Annotated in this window: 17 protein-coding genes; 15 read left to right on the forward strand and 2 right to left on the reverse strand. The window is 72.4% G+C overall.

The genetic code is table 11. The annotated features are described in order from the left end of the window. The first annotated feature begins 160 nt into the window (after positions 1-160). The 15 genes from pgsA (at position 161) to ACIQGZ_RS10120 (ending at position 15,981) form a co-directional block, all read left to right on the forward strand. A complete protein-coding gene (pgsA, locus tag ACIQGZ_RS10050; RefSeq protein WP_402600598.1) occupies positions 161-817 on the forward strand; it encodes a phosphatidylinositol phosphate synthase in 657 nt (218 codons plus the stop codon). Beyond that, positions 814-1,848, forward strand: a complete 1,035-nt coding sequence (locus ACIQGZ_RS10055; protein WP_402600599.1) for a phosphatidylinositol mannoside acyltransferase — start codon at positions 814-816, stop codon at positions 1,846-1,848. The genes pgsA and ACIQGZ_RS10055 overlap by 4 nt, the downstream gene beginning before the upstream one ends. Continuing rightward, on the forward strand, positions 1,845-3,026 hold the full coding sequence (locus ACIQGZ_RS10060) for a glycosyltransferase family 4 protein (protein WP_402600600.1): 1,182 nt from the start codon (positions 1,845-1,847) through the stop codon (positions 3,024-3,026). The genes ACIQGZ_RS10055 and ACIQGZ_RS10060 overlap by 4 nt, the downstream gene beginning before the upstream one ends. A gap of 35 nt (positions 3,027-3,061) precedes the next feature. Then, positions 3,062-3,607, forward strand: coding sequence for a hypothetical protein (locus ACIQGZ_RS10065; RefSeq protein WP_402600601.1), 546 nt, complete (start codon positions 3,062-3,064; stop codon positions 3,605-3,607). Between the two features lie 169 nt (positions 3,608-3,776). Further along, positions 3,777-4,706: a pyridoxal 5'-phosphate synthase lyase subunit PdxS gene (pdxS, locus tag ACIQGZ_RS10070; protein WP_402600603.1), complete on the forward strand. Its 930-nt coding sequence runs from the start codon at positions 3,777-3,779 to the stop codon at positions 4,704-4,706. A 199-nt stretch (positions 4,707-4,905) separates the two neighbouring features. Continuing rightward, positions 4,906-5,517 (forward strand): pyridoxal 5'-phosphate synthase glutaminase subunit PdxT, encoded by a 612-nt coding sequence (gene pdxT / locus ACIQGZ_RS10075; protein WP_402600604.1) that lies wholly within the window; start codon positions 4,906-4,908, stop codon positions 5,515-5,517. Positions 5,518-5,603: 86 nt separating this feature from the next. After that, positions 5,604-6,359 carry a YebC/PmpR family DNA-binding transcriptional regulator gene (locus ACIQGZ_RS10080; protein WP_402600606.1) on the forward strand — a complete coding sequence of 252 codons (756 nt, stop codon included), beginning with the start codon at positions 5,604-5,606 and terminating at the stop codon, positions 6,357-6,359. A 247-nt stretch (positions 6,360-6,606) separates the two neighbouring features. Continuing rightward, the gene (gene ruvC / locus ACIQGZ_RS10085; protein ID WP_402600607.1) at positions 6,607-7,206 is read left to right on the forward strand and encodes a crossover junction endodeoxyribonuclease RuvC; all 600 of its coding nucleotides are present in this window, start codon (positions 6,607-6,609) and stop codon (positions 7,204-7,206) included. Next, complete coding sequence (gene ruvA / locus ACIQGZ_RS10090; RefSeq protein ID WP_402600608.1) at positions 7,203-7,811, forward strand: Holliday junction branch migration protein RuvA; 609 nt, start codon at positions 7,203-7,205, stop codon at positions 7,809-7,811. Before ruvC ends, ruvA begins: the two co-directional genes overlap by 4 nt. A 39-nt stretch (positions 7,812-7,850) precedes the next feature. Further along, entirely contained in the window at positions 7,851-8,975 is a 1,125-nt protein-coding gene (gene ruvB / locus ACIQGZ_RS10095) for a Holliday junction branch migration DNA helicase RuvB (RefSeq protein ID WP_402600609.1), read from the forward strand. 175 nt (positions 8,976-9,150) lie between these two features. Next, positions 9,151-9,612 carry a preprotein translocase subunit YajC gene (gene yajC / locus ACIQGZ_RS10100; protein WP_402600610.1) on the forward strand — a complete coding sequence of 154 codons (462 nt, stop codon included), beginning with the start codon at positions 9,151-9,153 and terminating at the stop codon, positions 9,610-9,612. Positions 9,613-9,760: 148 nt separating this feature from the next. Further along, on the forward strand, positions 9,761-11,569 hold the full coding sequence (gene secD / locus ACIQGZ_RS10105) for a protein translocase subunit SecD (RefSeq protein ID WP_402600612.1): 1,809 nt from the start codon (positions 9,761-9,763) through the stop codon (positions 11,567-11,569). Further along, on the forward strand, positions 11,569-12,702 hold the full coding sequence (gene secF, locus ACIQGZ_RS10110) for a protein translocase subunit SecF (protein WP_402600614.1): 1,134 nt from the start codon (positions 11,569-11,571) through the stop codon (positions 12,700-12,702). The genes secD and secF overlap by 1 nt, the downstream gene beginning before the upstream one ends. Before the next feature lie 36 nt (positions 12,703-12,738). Then, positions 12,739-13,305 carry an adenine phosphoribosyltransferase gene (locus ACIQGZ_RS10115; RefSeq protein ID WP_402600616.1) on the forward strand — a complete coding sequence of 189 codons (567 nt, stop codon included), beginning with the start codon at positions 12,739-12,741 and terminating at the stop codon, positions 13,303-13,305. 180 nt (positions 13,306-13,485) lie between these two features. Further along, on the forward strand, positions 13,486-15,981 hold the full coding sequence (locus tag ACIQGZ_RS10120; protein ID WP_402600618.1) for a RelA/SpoT family protein: 2,496 nt from the start codon (positions 13,486-13,488) through the stop codon (positions 15,979-15,981). A gap of 222 nt (positions 15,982-16,203) precedes the next feature. Here the strand turns inward: ACIQGZ_RS10120 and ACIQGZ_RS10125 are convergent, their stop codons facing one another. Both ACIQGZ_RS10125 and ACIQGZ_RS10130 read right to left on the reverse strand, forming a co-directional pair. Then, positions 16,204-17,433, reverse strand: a complete 1,230-nt coding sequence (locus ACIQGZ_RS10125; protein ID WP_402600619.1) for a DUF349 domain-containing protein — start codon at positions 17,431-17,433, stop codon at positions 16,204-16,206. Positions 17,434-17,754: 321 nt separating this feature from the next. Continuing rightward, entirely contained in the window at positions 17,755-18,597 is an 843-nt protein-coding gene (locus tag ACIQGZ_RS10130; RefSeq protein ID WP_402600620.1) for a peptidylprolyl isomerase, read from the reverse strand. Positions 18,598-18,662: the final 65 nt, after the last annotated feature.

Here is an 18,662-nt window from a genome sequence, read left to right on the forward strand (position 1 = left end):
CCATACGGGAGGCCGCCGGGTACGCCGAAGGGGTGCGCGGCCGGAACCGGTCAGCAGCGCGGATACGATGGGCCCGCCGTGACGGCCGTACGCTCGACGTACACAGCGGGGCCGCGCCGGTACCACACGACCGACCGAGATCGGAGCCGTCGGGAAGGCCATGCTCAACAAATACGCGCGTGCATTCTTCACGCGCGTCCTCACGCCGTTCGCGTCGATGCTGCTGCGAGCCGGGATCAGCCCGGACGCGGTCACCCTGATCGGCACTGCGGGCTCCGTGGCGGGCGCGTTGGTCTTCTTCCCCAGGGGGGAGTTCTTCTGGGGGACCATCGTGATCACGCTGTTCATCTTCAGCGACCTGGTGGACGGCAACATGGCCCGCCAGGCCGGCCGGTCCAGCAAGTGGGGCGCCTTCCTGGACTCCACCCTCGACCGGGTCGCCGACTCGGCGATCTTCGGCGGCATCGCCATGTGGTACGCGGGCAAGGGCGACAACCTGCTGCTCTGCGCGGTGGCGCTGTTCTGCCTGGCCTGCGGACAGGTGGTCTCGTACACCAAGGCGCGGGCCGAGAGCCTGGGCCTGCCCTGCGATGTCTCCGGGCTGGTGGAGCGGGCCGAGCGGCTGGTGGTCACGCTGGTCGCCGCCGGTCTCGCCGGGCTGCACGGCTTCGGGGTGCCGGGCGTCGACTGGCTGCTGCCGATCGCGCTCTGGCTGATGGCGGCGGGCAGCCTGGTCACCGTCTTCCAGCGGATGCTGACGGTCCGCCGCGAGTCCGAGGAGGCCGCGCGGGCCGCCCAGGGGGCGGGGACCGGATGAGGGAGCGCCTGGTCGACTCGGCGTACGCGCTGGGCTGGTCCGCCCTCAAGCACCTGCCGGAACCGGCCGCACGGGCCCTCTTCCGGCAGCTCGCGGACGTCGCCTGGCGGCGGCGGGGCCGCAGCGTGCAGCGGCTGGAGGCCAATCTGCGCCGGGTGCGGCCGCAGGCCGGCGAGGCGGAGATCCGCGCCCTGTCGCGGGCGGGGATGCGCTCCTACCTGCGGTACTGGATGGAGTCCTTCCGGCTGCCGGTGTGGGACGCCGACCGGATCGCCCGCACCTTCACCGTCGAGGGCCATGAGCGGATCACCCGCACCCTGGCCGAGGGGCGCGGGGCGGTCCTGGCGCTGCCGCACATGGGCAACTGGGACCTGGCCGGCGCCTGGGTGGTCTCCCACCTGGGCCACCGCTTCACCACGGTCGCGGAGCGGCTGAAGCCGGAGTCGCTCTTCGACCGCTTCGTCGCCTACCGCGAGGGCCTGGGCATGGAGGTGCTGCCGCTCACCGGCGGATCGGTCTCCACCATCGGCACCCTGGCCAAGCGGCTGCGGGCCGGCGGTCTGGTCTGCCTGGTCGGTGACCGCGACCTGTCGGCGGGCGGCATCGCGGTCGACTTCCTGGGCGAGACCGCCCGGGTGCCGGCCGGGCCCGCCGCGCTGGCGGTGCAGACCGGCGCCGCGCTGCTGCCGGTCACCCTCTGGTACGAGGGGCCCGTGATGAAGGGCACCGTGCACCCCGAGATCGCGGTGCCCGAGCAGGGCAGCCGGCGGGAGAAGTCGGCGGCCATGACCCAGGCCCTGGCCGACGTCTGGGCCGACGGCGTCCGCAGCCACCCCGAGGACTGGCACATGCTTCAGCGCTTCTGGCTCGCCGACCTGCCCGCCGCCGCCCGGGTGCCCGCCCCGGCGTCGGGCGACTCCGCCCCGGGCCCGGCGGCTTCGGGCCCGGCGGCTTCCGGTTCGGCGGTTTCGGGTTCGGCGGCTTCCGGGCCTGCGGTTTCGGGGCCCGACGGCGAGGGGGCCGCCCGGTGAGGATCGGCATCGTCTGCCCGTACGCCTGGGACGTCCCCGGCGGCGTCCAGTTCCACATCCGCGACCTGGCCGAGCATCTGCTGCGGCTGGGCCACCAGGTCTCGGTGCTGGCCCCGGCCGACGACGACACCCCGCTGCCGCCGTACGTGGTCTCGGCCGGCCGCGCGGTGCCGGTGCCCTACAACGGCTCGGTGGCCCGGCTGAACTTCGGCTTCCTGTCGGCCGCCCGGGTGCGCCGCTGGCTGCACGAGGGCGGCTTCGACGTGCTGCACATCCATGAGCCGGCCTCGCCCAGCCTCTCGCTGCTGGCCTGCTGGTCCGCCTCCGGGCCGATCGTGGCGACCTTCCACACCTCCAACCCGCGCTCCCGGGCGATGATCGCGGCCTATCCGATCCTGCAACCGGCCCTGGAGAAGGTCCGGGCCCGGATCGCGGTCAGCGAGTACGCCCGGCGCACCCTGGTGGAGCACCTGGGCGGCGACGCGGTGGTGATACCCAACGGCGTGGACGTCTCCTTCTTCGCCGACGCCGAGCCGGACCCCCGCTGGACCGGCGGCGCGCTGGACGGCGAGCCCGGCACCATCGGCTTCATCGGCCGGATCAACGAACCGCGCAAGGGCCTGCCGACGCTGCTGGCCGCCCTGCCCCGGATTCTCGCGGCCCGCCCCGGGGTGCGGCTGCTGGTGGCCGGCCGGGGCGACGAGGAGGAGGCGCTGGCGGGGGTCCCCGCCGTGGTCCGGCGGCAGATCGAGTTCCTGGGCATGGTCAGCGACGAGGAGAAGGCCCGGCTGCTGCGCAGCGTGGATCTCTACGTCGCCCCCAACACCGGCGGCGAGAGCTTCGGCATCATCCTGGTCGAGGCGATGTCCGCCGGGGCTCCGGTGCTGGCCAGCGACCTGGACGCCTTCCGCCAGGTGCTGGACGGCGGCGGCGCGGGCGAGCTGTTCCCGGTGGAGGACGCGGCGGCGCTCGCCGACGCGGCGCTGCGGCTGCTGGACGACCCGCAGCGGCTGGCGGAGCTGCGGGCGGCGGCGGTCCGGCATGTGCGCCGCTTCGACTGGGAGACCGTCGGGGCCGACATCCTGGCCGTGTACGAGACCGTCGCCTCCGGGGTCGTCGCCGTGCAGGACGACGAGCGGACCGGCTGGCTGGGCCGGCTCGGCCTGGCCCGCGACTGAGACCGCGCCCCGGGCGGCCGGTAGCCTGATCGGCCGTGAGTACCTGGATCTGGGTCGCGGTCGCCGTCGTCGCCGTGGGCCTCTACCTCAGCTGGACGGCGGGCCGACTTGACCGGCTGCACTCCCGGATCGACGCGGCCCGAGCGGCGCTGGACGCGCAGCTGCTGCGCCGCGCCTCGGTCTCCCAGGAGCTGGCCACCTCCTCGCTGCTCGACCCGGCCGCCTCGATCCTGCTGTACCAGGCGTCGCACGCCGCCCGGCAGGCCGACGAGGAGCACCGCGAGATGGCGGAGAGCGAGCTGAGCCAGGCGCTGCGGGCCGTCTTCGGGGAGCCCGAGCAGGTCGCCGCGGTGCGGGCGGCGCCCGGCGGTGAGGAGGCGCTGCGCGACCTCACCGCGGCGGTGCGCCGGGTGCCGATGGCCCGCCGCTTCCACAACGACGGGGTGCGGGCGGCCCGCGCGGTGCGCCGCCATCGGATCGTGCGCTACTTCCGGCTGGCGGGCCATGCGCCGTTCCCGCTGGCGTTCGAGATGGACGACCAGCCGCCGGTGTCGCTGACCCCGGAGGGGGCGCCCCGATGAGGGTTGCGGTACGCGGCCCGGTGGGCGCCGCAGCGGCCCCGCAGTAGCGGCTGCGCTCCGCACTGTCGCAATACCGGACGGAAAGCTGGACCGGGTGGCAGATGGGCTAGTGTCGCGCCGGGCCTAGGATAGGTCTATCGCACCGATTCGTCTCCGAGTGAGGTCTTTCGTGTCCACCACCACTCCCGCCACCCCCTCGAACGGTGAGGTCGACCAGCCCCAGGTCGGCACGGCCCGCGTCAAGCGCGGCATGGCCGAGCAGCTCAAGGGCGGCGTGATCATGGACGTCGTCACGCCCGAGCAGGCGAAGATCGCCGAGGACGCGGGCGCCGTGGCCGTCATGGCCCTGGAGCGGGTGCCCGCCGACATCCGCAAGGACGGCGGCGTCGCCCGGATGTCCGACCCGGACATGATCGACGGCATCATCAACGCCGTCTCCATCCCGGTGATGGCCAAGTCCCGGATCGGCCACTTCGTGGAGGCCCAGGTCCTCCAGGCGCTGGGTGTCGACTACATCGACGAGTCCGAGGTGCTCACCCCGGCCGACGAGCTCAACCACAGCGACAAGTGGGCGTTCACCACCCCCTTCGTCTGCGGTGCCACCAACCTGGGCGAGGCGCTGCGCCGGATCGCCGAGGGCGCCGCCATGATCCGCTCCAAGGGCGAGGCCGGCACCGGCAACGTCGTGGAGGCGGTCCGCCACATGCGGCAGATCCGCGGTGACATCCGCCGGCTGAGCACGCTGGACGACACCGAGCTGTTCGTCGCGGCCAAGAACCTCCAGGCGCCCTACGAGCTGGTCAAGGAGGTCGCCCAGCTCGGCAAGCTGCCGGTCGTGCTGTTCAGCGCGGGCGGCGTGGCCACCCCCGCCGACGCCGCGCTGATGATGCAGCTCGGCGCCGAGGGCGTCTTCGTCGGCTCCGGCATCTTCAAGTCCGGCGACCCGGCCAAGCGCGCCGCCGCCGTGGTGAAGGCCACCACCTTCTACGACGACCCGGACGTCATCGCCAAGGTCTCCCGGGGCCTGGGCGAGGCCATGGTCGGCATCAACTGCGACACCCTGCCCGAGACCGAGCGCTACGCCAACCGAGGCTGGTAGCCCCGGCTGGGCCGGGCCCGCGTCCGCAGCGGTCCGCCACGCCGGGGCACTCCGGCGCGGCGGACCGTACGCGTCCCGGCGTCCGCCACCGCCGGCCCCGGAACACCGGAACCTCGGAGCGCCGGACAGCCTGGAACACCCGAAACAGCCTGGAACGCCGAAACAGCCCGGAACACCAGCAGCCCTGAAGAGGAAGCCCTTGTCCAGCACCCCAGTCGTCGGAGTCCTCGCCCTACAGGGTGACGTCCGTGAGCACGCCGTGGCACTCGCCGAGGCCGACGCGCTCGCCCGTCCGATCCGCCGCCCGGAGGAGCTGGCCGAGGTCGACGGCCTGGTGATCCCCGGCGGCGAGTCCACCACCATGTCCAATCTGGCGCTCTCCTTCGGCCTGATGGAGCCGCTGCGCGCCCGGGTGGCCGAGGGCATGCCGGTGTACGGCTCCTGCGCCGGCATGATCATGCTGGCCGACAAGATCCTGGACGGCCGCGACGACCAGCAGTCCGTCGGCGGCATCGACATGACCGTCCGCCGCAACGCCTTCGGCCGGCAGAACGAGTCCTTCGAGGCGCCGGTCGACTTCACCGGTCTGGACGGCGGCCCGCTGCACGGCGTCTTCATCCGCGCACCCTGGGTGGAGTCCGTCGGCGCGGGCGTGGAGGTGCTGGCCGAGCTGACCTCCGGCCCGGCGGCCGGCCGGATCGTGGCGGTCCGTCAGGGTAGCCTGCTGGCCACCTCCTTCCACCCGGAGCTCACCGGCGACCACCGGGTGCACGGCTACTTCGTCGACCTGGTGCGGGCCGCCGCGCGCTGAGGTCCGCCGGTTCCGGGCGGTGCCCCCGGTCTCGGTAGGATCACCTCTGTTCATTTCCGTTGGATGACGTTGTAAGGAGCCAGGCGATGTCCGGCCACTCCAAATGGGCCACCACCAAGCACAAGAAGGCCGTGATCGACGCCAAGCGCGGCAAGCTGTTCGCCAAGATGATCAAAAACATCGAGGTGGCGGCCCGCACCGGCGGTGGTGACCCGGCGGGTAACCCCACCCTGTACGACGCCATCCAGAAGGCGAAGAAGAGTTCGGTACCGAACGACAACATCGACCGCGCCGTCAAGCGCGGCTCCGGTGCCGAGGCCGGCGGCGCCGACTACACCACGATCATGTACGAGGGCTACGGCCCCAACGGCGTCGCCGTGCTGATCGAGTGCCTCACCGACAACCGCAACCGCGCCGCCTCCGACGTGCGCGTCGCGATGACCCGCAACGGCGGCTCGATGGCCGACCCGGGTTCGGTGTCGTACATGTTCACCCGCAAGGGTGTGATCATCGTCCCCAAGACGGGTGAGCTCAGCGAGGACGATGTGCTCGACGCTGTGCTGGAGGCCGGTGCCGAGGAGGTCAACGACCTCGGTGAGGCGTTCGAGGTGGTCTCCGAGGCAACCGACCTGGTCGCCACCCGCAGCGCCCTGCAGAGCGCCGGCATCGACTACGACTCGGCCGACGCCAACTTCGTGCCCAGCGTCCAGGTCCCGCTGGACGCCGACGGCGCCCGCAAGATCTTCAAGCTGATCGACGCGCTGGAGGACAGCGACGACGTGCAGAACGTCTTCGCCAACTTCGACGTCCCGGACGACGTGCTCGCCGAGCTCGACGCCTGACCCGGCACGGCCCCCGGCCCGGCAGCCCCCAGCGGGCCGCCGGGCCGTCGTGCTCCCCGGCGGGGCGCGGCACCCCGTTGTCCGAGCCTGCCGATAGCCTCGGGTCGCGGACGGTGATCGAACACAGCGACGTCCGCCACAGCGACGTCCGCCACAGCGGCGTCCGACCTGGCGACGTCCGGCACGGCGACACCAGATGAGCGCGGCCCGCAGCGCACTGCGGGCCCGGAGGAGAGGCGGCGACCGCGTGCGGGTACTGGGCGTGGACCCCGGGCTGACCAGATGCGGCGTCGGCGTGGTCGACGGCGCCCCCGGCCGCCCGCTGCGGATGGTCGGCGTCGGCGTGGTCCGCACCCCGGCCGACGCGGACATCGGCCCCCGGCTGCTGCGGATCGAGCAGGGCCTGGAGGAGTGGCTCGACCTGCACCGCCCCGACCTGGTCGCCATCGAGCGGGTCTTCGCCCAGCACAACGTCCGTACCGTGATGGGCACCGCCCAGGCCAGCGCCGTCGCCATGCTCTGCGCCACCCGCCGCGGCCTGCCGGTCGCCCTGCACACCCCCAGCGAGGTCAAGGCCGCCGTCACCGGCAGCGGCCGGGCCGACAAGGCCCAAGTCGGCGCCATGGTCACCCGGCTGCTGCGGCTGGACGCGCCACCCAAGCCCGCCGACGCCGCCGACGCCCTGGCGCTGGCCATCTGCCACATCTGGCGCGGCGCGGCCGGCGACCGGATCGCCGCCGCCCTGGCCGCCGCCCCCCGGCCCGCCCGCACCCCGACCCGTACGCCCGCCCGCACCCCGGTCCGCCCCGCCGCCCGCACCGCATCGCCCGAGGAGAACCGCCTGTGATCGCCTTCGTCGCCGGCCCCGTCGCCGCCGTCGCCCCGGGCACCGCCGTCATCGAGGTCGGCGGTATCGGCCTCGCCGTCCAGTGCAGCCCGAGCACCACCGCCGCCCTGCGGATCGGTGAGCACGCCCGGCTGGCCACCTCGCTGGTGGTCCGCGAGGACTCCCTCACCCTGTACGGCTTCGCCGACGACGACGAGCGCCGCACCTTCGAACTGCTCCAGACCGCCAGCGGCGTCGGCCCCCGCCTCGCCCAGGCGATGCTGGCCGTGCACAGCCCCGACGCGCTGCGCCTCGCCGTCGCCCAGGGCGACGAGAAGGCCCTCACCGCCGTCCCCGGCATCGGCAAGCGCGGCGCCCAGAAGCTGCTGCTGGAGCTGAAGGACCGCCTCGGCGCCCCGGTCGGCGCCGTCCCCGCCCAGGGCCCCGCCACCGGCCCGGCCGCCTGGCACGAGCAGCTGCACGCCGCGCTGGTCGGCCTCGGCTACGCCCCGCGCGAGGCCGAGGAGGCCGTCGCGGCGGTCACCCCCGACGCCGAGGCCCAGGAGAAGCCGGACATCGCCGTGCTGCTCCGCACCGCCCTGCGCGGCCTCAACCGCACCCGCTGAGCCCCACCCCGCCCGCCACCCCTCCCGGAGAGCGCCCCCATGAGCCCGTACGACCCCACCGCAGCCGCCCACGATCCCGGCGACGGCGGCGACCGGCTGGTCACCGGCGCCGCCGACGGCGAGGACCGGGCGGTGGAGGCGGCGCTGCGGCCCAGGGACCTGGGGGAGTTCATCGGCCAGGAGCGGGTTCGCGAGCAGCTCTCCCTGGTGCTCCAGGCGGCCCGCAAGCGCGGCGCCACCCCGGACCATGTGCTGCTCAGCGGCCCACCCGGGCTGGGCAAGACCACGCTGTCCATGATCATCGCAGCGGAGATGAACGCCCCGATCCGGATCACCTCGGGGCCCGCCATCCAGCATGCCGGAGACCTGGCCGCGATCCTCTCCTCGCTCACCGAGGGCGAGGTGCTCTTCCTCGACGAGATCCACCGGATGTCCCGGCCCGCCGAGGAGATGCTCTACATGGCGATGGAGGACTTCCGGGTCGACGTCATCGTCGGCAAGGGCCCCGGTGCCACCGCCATCCCGCTGGAGCTGCCGCCCTTCACCCTGGTCGGCGCCACCACCAGAGCCGGGCTGCTGCCCCCGCCGCTGCGCGACCGCTTCGGCTTCACCGGCCACATGGAGTTCTACGCCCCGGCCGAGCTGGAGCGGGTGGTCCACCGCTCGGCCGGGCTGCTCGACGTGGACATCGACGCCAGGGGCGCGGCCGAGATCGCCGGCCGCTCCCGGGGCACCCCCCGGATCGCCAACCGGCTGCTGCGCCGGGTCCGGGACTATGCCCAGGTCAGGCATGACGGCCTGATCACCCCGGAGATCGCGGCGCAGGCGCTGGACGTCTACGAGGTCGACGCGCGCGGGCTCGACCGCCTCGACCGGGCCGTGCTCGACGTGCTGCTGCGGCTGTTCGGCGGCGGACCGGTCGGCCTGTCGACGCTGGCCGTCGCGGTGGGGGAGGAGAGCGAGACGGTGGAGGAGGTGGCCGAGCCGTTCCTGGTCCGCGAGGGGCTGCTCGCCCGCACCCCCCGGGGCCGGATCGCCACCGCGGCGGCCTGGCAGCACCTGGGAATGGTCCCGCCGCCCGCCCCGCAGACCGGGTTCCGGCCGCCGCTCCCCGCCCAGCAGGACCTTTTCGACCGGTCCCCGGAGCCGCCGGCCGAGAAATGATTCCGTGCACATAACTTCGCGGGACTCGCCACTTGCGGAACCCGGATGACATGCTTGGCGTTGTCCGACCATGGCGGGTCGCCCTAGACTCCGCCGAGCCGCTCCTCCCAGGGGCGGTCAGACCTCCTACCTCATCGGTCGCTCCCCTGCGGCCCCGCAAAGGACCTGTCAAGCCGTGCTTACCACCCTTCTCCCCCTGCTCCTTCTGGTCGGCGTCATGTTCATCATGACCCGCAACGCCAAGAGGAAGCAGGCCCAGGCGCTTGAGATGCGCAACAACATGGGGCCTGGCTCCGGGGTCCGCACCATCGGCGGTATGTACGCCCTGGTCAAGTCGGTCAACAGCGACACCGTCGAGCTTGAGGCCGCCCCCGGCATCCACATCCACTTCGCGAAGAACGCCATCGCGGCGGTGCTGGACCCGCAGGAGTACGCGGCCATCGTGCACGGCGTCCCGGAGACCGAGGACGACATGTCGTCCTTCGAGGAGGACGCGGCCGACGAGGCCGGGGACGCCCCGGTCGAGCTCCACAAGGACGCCTCCAAGGCACTCGACCTCGACAAGTCCGTGCCGGCCACCGCCGGGGACGACAAGGTCACCGGGGACGCGGAGGACGAGGGACCGGCGGCCAAGTAGGGCCCGCAGGTGCGCTTCGCCGGCCGGACGGCACCTCCGCCGCCCGGTCCTCAGGACTAGTGGACCGCCGTGCCCGCCACTCCGCCAGGCCGCACGACGGTCCGGGGCGGCCCGGCGCCGGGCCGCATGGACAGGGAGAAACGAGAAGGTGGCAACACCCAAGTCGCGTCCTCGCGACGGACACCCAGGACGGGCGCTGGCCTTCATCCTGGTCGTCGCCGTCGCGCTGGTCGGCCTCATGTTCGGGACGGGACACCGGACCCCGCGGCTGGGGATCGACCTCGCCGGTGGCACCAGCGTCACGCTGACCGCGAAATCCAAGGACCCAAGCGCGATCAACCAGGCCAACATGAACACCGCCTCGGCCATCATGCTGAAGCGGGTCAACGGCATGGGTGTCTCCGAGGCCGAGGTCCAGGTCCAGGGCAGCAAGAACATCGTCGTCAACATCCCCAAGGGTGACGGCAAGAACGACACCCGTGACGCCGTCGCCCAGATCGGTACCACGGCGAAGCTGTACTTCCGCCCGGTCCTGGCCACCGGCCTCTCGGTTCCCCCGGAGCTGATGAAGCCGAGCGCCTCCCCGTCGGCCTCCGACAGCGCCTCGCCCGGCGCCAAGCCGTCCTCCAGCGCCCCGGCCAAGGTCTCCGGCTCCGGCAGCCCCTCGCCGAGCAGCACCAACGCCGGCCGCGCGGTGAGCCAGGCGCTCCAGGCGGACTCGTCCGCCACACCGGACAGCTCGGCCTCCGCGTCGGCCGGCGGCTCGCCCAGCCCGACCGGCGCCGCCTCGCCCGCCGCGTCGCAGCCGGCCGACGCCGTCAACGGCAACTCGGTCACCACCGGCGGCACCGTGCCGACCGACATGGAGAAGCAGTTCGCCGCGCTGGACTGCACCAAGGAAGCCCAGCGCAACCACAACTACCAGACCTCCACCACGGCCAACACCGTCGCCTGCGACCAGGACGCCAGCAGCGACGGCACCTACGCCAAGTACGTGCTCGGCCCGGTCGCCATCAACGGCCAGAACGTCTCCAACGCCGCCGCGGTCTTCGACACCCAGAACTCCAAGTGGATCGTCCAGCTGAAGTTCGACGGCACCGGCGCCAAGGCGTTCACCGCCGTCACCGGCCAGCTGGCCGCCCAGAGTGACCCGCAGAACCGCTTCGCGATCGTGCTGGACGGCCAGAACGTCTCCGCCCCCTCGGTCAGCGCGGCCATCCCCGGCAACACGGCGGAGATCAGCGGCAGCTTCACCCAGAAGGAGGCACAGGACCTCGCCAACGTGCTGAGCTACGGTGCCCTCCCGCTGGACTTCACCACCGAGTCGGTCAGCACCGTCTCCCCGCAGCTCGGCGGTGAGCAGCTGCACGCCGGTCTGGTGGCCGGCGGCATCGGCCTCGCGCTGGTGGTGCTGTACTCGCTGGTCTACTACCGCGGCCTCGGCCTGGTCAGCATCGCCGGCCTGGTGGTCTCCGCGATCCTCACCTACGCCATCATGTGCCTGCTCGGCGCGGGCATCGGCTTCGCGCTGAACCTGCCGGCGGTCTGCGGCGCCATCGTGGCGATCGGTATCACAGCGGACTCCTTCATCGTGTACTTCGAACGCATCCGCGACGAAGTCCGTGAGGGCAGCCAGCTGCGGACCGCCGTCCAGCGCGCCTGGCCGCGAGCCCGGCGCACCATCCTGGTGTCGGACTTCGTGTCCTTCCTCGCCGCCGCCGTGCTGTACGCGGTCTCGGTCGGCAAGGTGCAGGGCTTCGCGTTCACGCTCGGCCTGACCACCCTGCTCGACATCGTGGTGATCTTCCTCTTCACCAAGCCGATGATCACGATCCTGGCCCGCACCAAGTTCTTCGGCTCCGGCCACTCGTGGTCCGGGCTCGACCCCAAGCGGCTCGGTGCCCATCCGCCCATCCGTGGCGGCCGCCGCCGTCCCAGCGTCGCCAAGGAGGCCTGATGTCCCGGCTCGGCACTCTCGGCCATCGCCTCTACCAGGGCGAGATCAGCTTCGACTTCGTGGGCCGCCGCAAGCTCTGGTACAGCATCTCCGCGGTGATCCTGCTCGCCGCCATCGCGGGTCTGGGGATCAACGGCCTCAAGCTCGGCATCGAGTTCACCGGTGGCTCGGTCTACACGGTGAGCAAGCCGGGGCTGACCGTCACCCAGGCGAAGACCGCCGCCGACAAGGTGGTGGAGCACACCGAGCCGATCGTGCAGTCGATCGGCAGCAACAAGATCACCATCCAGATCAGCAAGGACGAGACCAAGAGCACCGCCGAGGTCACCGACGAGCTGGCCAAGGACCTCTCCGTCAAGCCCGACACCATCAACGCCGACCTGATCGGCCCCAGCTGGGGCAAGGAGATCTCCAAGCAGGCGCTGACCGGTTTGGTCATCTTCATGGTGCTGGTGACGATCTACCTGGCGATCGCCTTCGAGTGGCGCATGGCGGTCTCCGCGCTGGTCGCGCTGATCCACGACCTGGTGATCACCATCGGTGTATACGCCCTGGTCGGCTTCGAGGTCACCCCGGGTACCGTGATCGGCTTCCTGACCATCCTCGGTTACTCGCTCTACGACACGGTGGTCGTCTTCGACACCGTGAAGGAGAACACCCGGACGCTCGGCAAGCAGAACCGGCGCACCTACAGCGAGGCGTCCAACCACGCGCTCAACCAGACCCTGGTGCGGTCGCTCAACACCACGCTCCTGGCGCTGCTGCCGGTCGCCGCGCTGCTCTTCATCGGCGGCGGCATCCTCGGCGCCGGTACGCTCAACGACATCTCGCTGGCGCTGTTCATCGGCCTCGCGGCCGGCGCCTACTCCTCCATCTGCGTCGCCACCCCGCTGCTGGCGCAGCTCAAGGAGGAGCAGCCCGAGATGAAGGCCCTGGCCAAGCGGGTGCTCCAGCGCCGCGCCGCCGACGCCAAGGCGGCCGCTGAGAAGCCGCAGCAGCAGGACGGCGACGACGACGGCGAGGACGGCCCCGAGGCCGAGGACGACGACGCCGTACCGGCAGGTATCGTCGGTCAGCGGAACCAGCCGGTCGGCCGGCGCGGCAAGGGCCGCCCGTCCGGCAAGCGCCACTGACCGCCGACGCCACCGACCGCCGAGAAGAGGACCCTTGTGACCGCCGCCCACACGGCCACCCCGGACGCCCACCTGGCTGAGCTGCTGCTCTCCCGGATCAGGGATGTCCCGGACTACCCGCAGCCCGGGGTGATGTTCAAGGACATCGCACCGCTGCTCGGTGACGCCACCGCCTTCGCGGCGCTGACCGACGCGCTGGCGGCCCGGGTGACGGCCCTGGGAGCGACCAGGGTGGTGGGTCTGGAGGCCCGCGGCTTCGTGCTGGCCGCCCCGGCCGCCTATGCGGCCGGGGTCGGCTTCGTACCGATCCGCAAGCAGGGCAAGCTGCCCGGCGCGGTGCACTCCCGGTCGTACGACCTGGAGTACGGCTCGGCCGTGGTCGAGGTCCAGCAGGACGCCTTCACCCCCGGTGAGCGCGTGCTGGTGGTCGACGACGTGCTGGCCACCGGCGGTACCGTCTCCGCCGCGCTGGACCTGCTCCGGCAGGCCGGGGCGGAGCCGGCGGGCGTGGTGGTCCTGATGGAGCTGGGCTTCCTGGACGGCCGCAGCCGGATCGCCGGGCATCTCGGCGCCGCACCGCTGGAGGCCCTGATCACCGTCTGAGCGGTCCACCGCGCAGTCGACCGCGAGTGCAGTAGACCGAGGGCGGGTCCGGAACACCGGGCCCGCCCTCGGCGTCGTGCGGCACCCGCGCCGGAACGGATCATCCGCCGCATGGGTACCATGAAGATTCGACCCTCTGCTTCTCCGCTGGACAGAGGGGGCTCGCCCCAGGGAGCGTCTTTGCCAGAAGAGGTTGTGCCCAAGGCCGAGGCTGTCCAGGACAGCGCCCCCACCCGTGGGGACGGCTCCGCCCGGACCGCCGGCACCGACGCGCGCCCGGCCAGGGGGCCCGGCCCGGCGGCCGCACCGACCTCGACCGGGTCCGGCACCTCCCGTTCGGTCGCCCCCGCCGCCGGCGGCGGCGCGGCCCGGCAGTCCGCCTCCTCCAGCGGCCGGGTACGCGCCCGGCTGGCCCGGCTCGGCGGCCAGCGCACCAGCACCTTCAACCCGGTGCTGGAACCGCTCTTCCGGATAGTCCGGGGCAATGACCCCAAGGCGGAGCTGCGCGACATCGAGCGCGCCTACACGGTGGCCGACCGCTGGCACCGCGGCCAGAAGCGCAAGAGCGGCGACCCGTACATCACCCACCCGCTCGCGGTGACCACCATCCTCGCCGAGCTGGGCATGGACGCCCCCACGCTGATGGCCGGGCTGCTGCACGACACGGTGGAGGACACCGAGTACGGCCTGGACACGCTGCGCCGCGACTTCGGCGACACGGTCGCGATGCTGGTCGACGGCGTCACCAAGCTGGACAAGGTGAAGTTCGGCGAGGCCGCGCAGGCCGAGACCGTACGCAAGATGGTCGTCGCCATGGCCAAGGACCCCCGGGTCCTGGTGATCAAGCTCGCGGACCGCCTGCACAACATGCGCACCATGCGCTACCTCAAGCGGGAGAAGCAGGAGAAGAAGGCCCGCGAGACCCTGGAGATCTACGCCCCGCTGGCCCACCGGCTGGGCATGAACACCATCAAGTGGGAGCTGGAGGACCTCGCCTTCGCGATCCTCTACCCCAAGATGTACGACGAGATCGTCCGGCTGGTCGCGGAGCGCGCCCCCAAGCGCGACGAGTACCTGGCCACCGTGATCGACCAGGTCCAGGGCGACCTGAGGGCCGCCCGGATCAAGGCGACCGTCACCGGCCGACCCAAGCACTACTACTCGGTCTACCAGAAGATGATCGTGCGGGGCCGCGACTTCGCCGAGATCTACGACCTGGTGGGCATCCGGGTGCTGGTCGACACCGTCCGCGACTGCTACGCGGCGCTCGGGACCATCCACGCGCGGTGGAACCCGGTGCCGGGGCGGTTCAAGGACTACATCGCGATGCCCAAGTTCAACATGTACCAGTCGCTGCACACCACGGTCATCGGGCCGGGCGGCAAGCCGGTCGAGCTCCAGATCCGCACCTTCGACATGCACCGCCGCGCCGAGTACGGCATCGCCGCGCACTGGAAGTACAAGCAGCGTGCGGTAGCCGGCGCCTCCAAGGTGCGCACCGACGCGCCGGCCGGGGCCCGCAAGGGCGACCGGGCCGACATCAACGAGATGGCCTGGCTGCGGCAGCTGGTCGACTGGCAGAAGGAGACCGAGGACCCGGGCGAGTTCCTGGAGTCGCTGCGGTTCGACCTCTCCAGCAACGAGGTCTTCGTCTTCACGCCCAAGGGCGACGTGATAGCGCTGCCCGCCGGGTCCACCCCGGTCGACTTCGCCTTCGCCGTGCACACCGAGGTCGGCTACCGCTGTATCGGCGCCCGGGTCAACGGGCGGCTGGTACCGCTGGAGTCCACCCTGGACAATGGTGACCTGGTGGAGGTCTTCACCTCCAAGGCGGCCGGCGCCGGGCCGTCCCGCGACTGGCTGGGCTTCGTCAAGTCGCCGCGCGCCCGCAACAAGATCCGGGCCTGGTTCTCCAAGGAGCGCCGCGAGGAGGCCATCGAGCAGGGCAAGGACGCCATCGCCCGCGCGATGCGCAAGCAGGGCCTGCCCATCCAGCGCATCCTGACCGGTGACTCGCTGGTCACGCTGGCCCACGAGATGCGCTACCCCGACATCTCCTCCCTCTACGCCGCCATCGGCGAGGGCCATGTCACGGCGCAGTCCATCGTGCAGAAGCTGGTCCAGGCGCTCGGCGGCGAGGAGGGCGCCACCGAGGACATCGCGGAGATCACCACCCCGTCGCCCGAGCACGCCCGCCGCCGCCGCCCCAAGGGCGACCCCGGTGTCATCGTCAAGGGCGTCGAGGACGTCTGGGTCAAGCTCTCCCGCTGCTGCACCCCGGTGCCGGGCGACCCCATCGTCGGCTTCGTCACCCGGGGCAACGGCGTCTCGGTGCACCGCGCGGACTGCGTCAACGTGGAGTCGCTGGCCCAGCAGCCCGAGCGGATGATCGACGTGGAATGGGCGCCCACCCAGTCCTCCGTCTTCCTGGTCGCCATCCAGGTCGAGGCGCTGGACCGGTCCCGGCTGCTCTCCGACGTCACCCGGGTGCTGTCCGACCAACACGTCAACATCCTGTCGGCGGCGGTGCAGACCTCCCGGGACCGGGTGGCCATGAGCAGGTTCACCTTCGAGATGGGCGACCCCAAGCACCTGGGCCACGTCCTGAAGGCCGTACGCGGCGTGGAGGGCGTCTACGACGTCTACCGCGTGACCTCGGCCCGCCAGCAACGGTGACGCTGCCCCCGGCACCACGCCAGGGGCGCGGGGAACCGCGCGAACAACCCCCTACCTCCGTAGTGGGCTGAGCGCGCGGTCCCCCGCGCCCCTCGGTGGTTGCCTGGCCGAGCGTGCAGTTCCCCTGATCACCGCCCGGCATCCCGGCGGCTGCCGGGCCCATCACCGCCCCCGCCCGGGGCGGCCGCATCGCTGCGCACCGCTCGGGCGGGGGTCGGCGGATCAGCCGCTGAACTCCTCCAGCGACTTCTGCGCCTGCTGCAGCAGCTCCCGGCGGCCGGACAGCTCGGCCTCCAGCTTGGCGGCCTTGCCCGCGTTACCGGCCGCACGGGCCCGGTCCAGCTCGGCCTCCAGCTTGTCCACGGCGGCCTGGAGCAGCCCGGTCATGCCCTGGGCACGCGCCTTGGCCTCCGGGTTGGTACGGCGCCACTCGGCCTCCTCGGCCTCCCGGATGGCCCGCTCCACGGTGTGCAGCCGGGCCTCCAGCCGGGGCCGGGCGTCCCGGGGCACATGGCCGATGGCCTCCCAGCGCTCACCGATCGACCGGTACGCCGCCTTGGCGGTCCTGAGGTCGGAGATCGGCAGCAGCGCCTCGGCCTCGACCAGCAGCGCCTCCTTCTGCGTCTGGTTCTCCCGCTGCTCGGCGTCCCGCTCCGAGAAGACCGCCGTACGGGCCTGGAAGAAGACGTCCTGGGCGCCCCGGAAGCGCGTCCACAGCTCGTCCTCCACCTCCCGCTGGGCGCGGCCGGCCGCCTTCCACTCCGCCATCAGCTCGCGGTAGCGGGTCGCGGTGTCGCCCCACTCGGTGGAACCGGAGAGCGCCTCCGCCTCCCGGACCAGCTGCTCCTTGCGGGCCCGAGCCTCGTCGCGCTGCTGGTCCAGCGTGGCGAAGTGCGCCTTGCGCCGCTTGGAGAACGCCGAGCGGGCGTGCGAGAAGCGGTGCCACAGCTCGTCGTCGCTCTTGCGGTCCAGCCGGGGCAGGCCCTTCCAGATGTCCACCAGGGCCCGCAGCCGGTCCCCGGCCTCCCGCCACTGGGTGGACTCGGCCAGCTGCTCCGCCTCCGCGACCAGCTGGTCCTTGGCCGTCCTGGCCTCCTCCTGGGCCTTGGCCCGGATCGCCTTGCGCTCCTCGCGGCGGGACTCGATCTCCCCGGTCAGCGCGTCCAGCCGGGCGGCCAGCGCCGCCAGGTCGCCCACGGCGTGGGCCTCGACGACCTGGGCGCGCAGATGCTCGACCGCGGTCAGCGCGTCCTTGGGTGCCAGGTCGGTGGTACGTACCCGACGCTCCAGCAGGCCGATCTCCACCGCGATGCCCTCGTACTTCCGCTCGAAGTACGCAAGGGCCTCCTCGGGGGAGCCTGCCTGCCAGGAGCCGACGACGCGCTCTCCTTCGGCCGTCCGTACGTAGACGGTCCCCTGCTCGTCGACACGGCCCCACGGGTCGCTGGTCACAGCGCCTCCTCCACATGACCTCCGGTCCCGGCGGCACGGGGCCGCGGGGACGCGGGCGGTCGTCCACAGTTGATGTACGGCGGCCCGATGGGGCGGACCGGCCGTCCGGCATGCCGCTCTCCGGGTGCGAGGGTGACGGCCGCCGGGCCAGGGCACCCTACACAACAGCAACATAGGCGACGGGCACCAGTGCTGTCCGCATCCCGACCGGCCCTTTTCACGCGGCGCACCGGTTTTCGAGCGCCACCGGGGGTCCGGCGCACGCTCGGGCGGGCGGCGCCGGGCGGACCGGCCCGCCCGGCGCCGGGTGTCGCCCGGCCCTCAGCTCTTGGTGGCGGTCACCGAGTTCATCACGACGCCGGCCACCGGAGCGCCGTCGCCCGGCTGGTTGCGGTTGTCGGACCCGCCGGCGGCGATGTTCTTCAGTACGTCCATCCCGCCGGTGATCCTGCCGAACGGGGTGTAGTCGGCCGGAAGCTGGCTGTCCTGGTAGACCAGGAAGAACTGGCTGCCGCCGGAGTGCTTCTCCGTGGTCCGCGCCATCGCCACGGTGCCGGCCGGGTAGGTCGCACCCTCGAGGTTCTCCTCGGGCAGGGTGTAGCCGGGGCCGCCCGAGCCCTGGCCGGTCGGGTCGCCGCACTGCAGCACATAGATGCCCGAGGTGGTCAGCCGGTGGCACGAGACGTGGTCGAAGTACTTCTGCCCGGCCAGGAAGACGAAGGAGTTCACCGTGTGCGGGGCCTTGGCGGCGTCCAGCTCCAGGGTCACCTTGCCGCAGTTGGTCTCCAGCACCGCCTTGTACGTACCGCTGTCCGCGGTCAGCGCGGGCTCGGTCTTCCACTGCTTGCCGTTGGGCTTGCCCGGCGCCGCCGCCTTGCAGCCCTTCACCGACGCCGGGTCGATGGTCGGGTTGGTGGCGGACGGCTCGGGCGCGAGCGGCGAGGGGGAGGCGGTCGGAGAGGCGGCCGCGTCGACCTTCTTGTCGCCGTCGCCGGACATGGCGACACCGGCGCAGGCCGCACCACCGGCCAGCAGCACCACGGCGACCGCCGCCCCGATCACCGTGTTCCGGCGCCGGGCCCGCTGCCGGGCCTCGACCCGGCGCTGCTGCTGCCGCTCGTACTTCTCGCGGGCGAGCTGCCGCCGCCGCTTCTCGCTGTCCACCGGTGCCGTCTCCTTGCTGCTGCGGGGGGATGGTGCGTCAGGGTGCGACACGCACCTGTCGGCGG

Source organism: Streptomyces sp. NPDC092296 (genome assembly GCF_044755465.1).
In the GTDB taxonomy this organism is placed as follows: Bacteria; Actinomycetota; Actinomycetes; order Streptomycetales; family Streptomycetaceae; genus Peterkaempfera.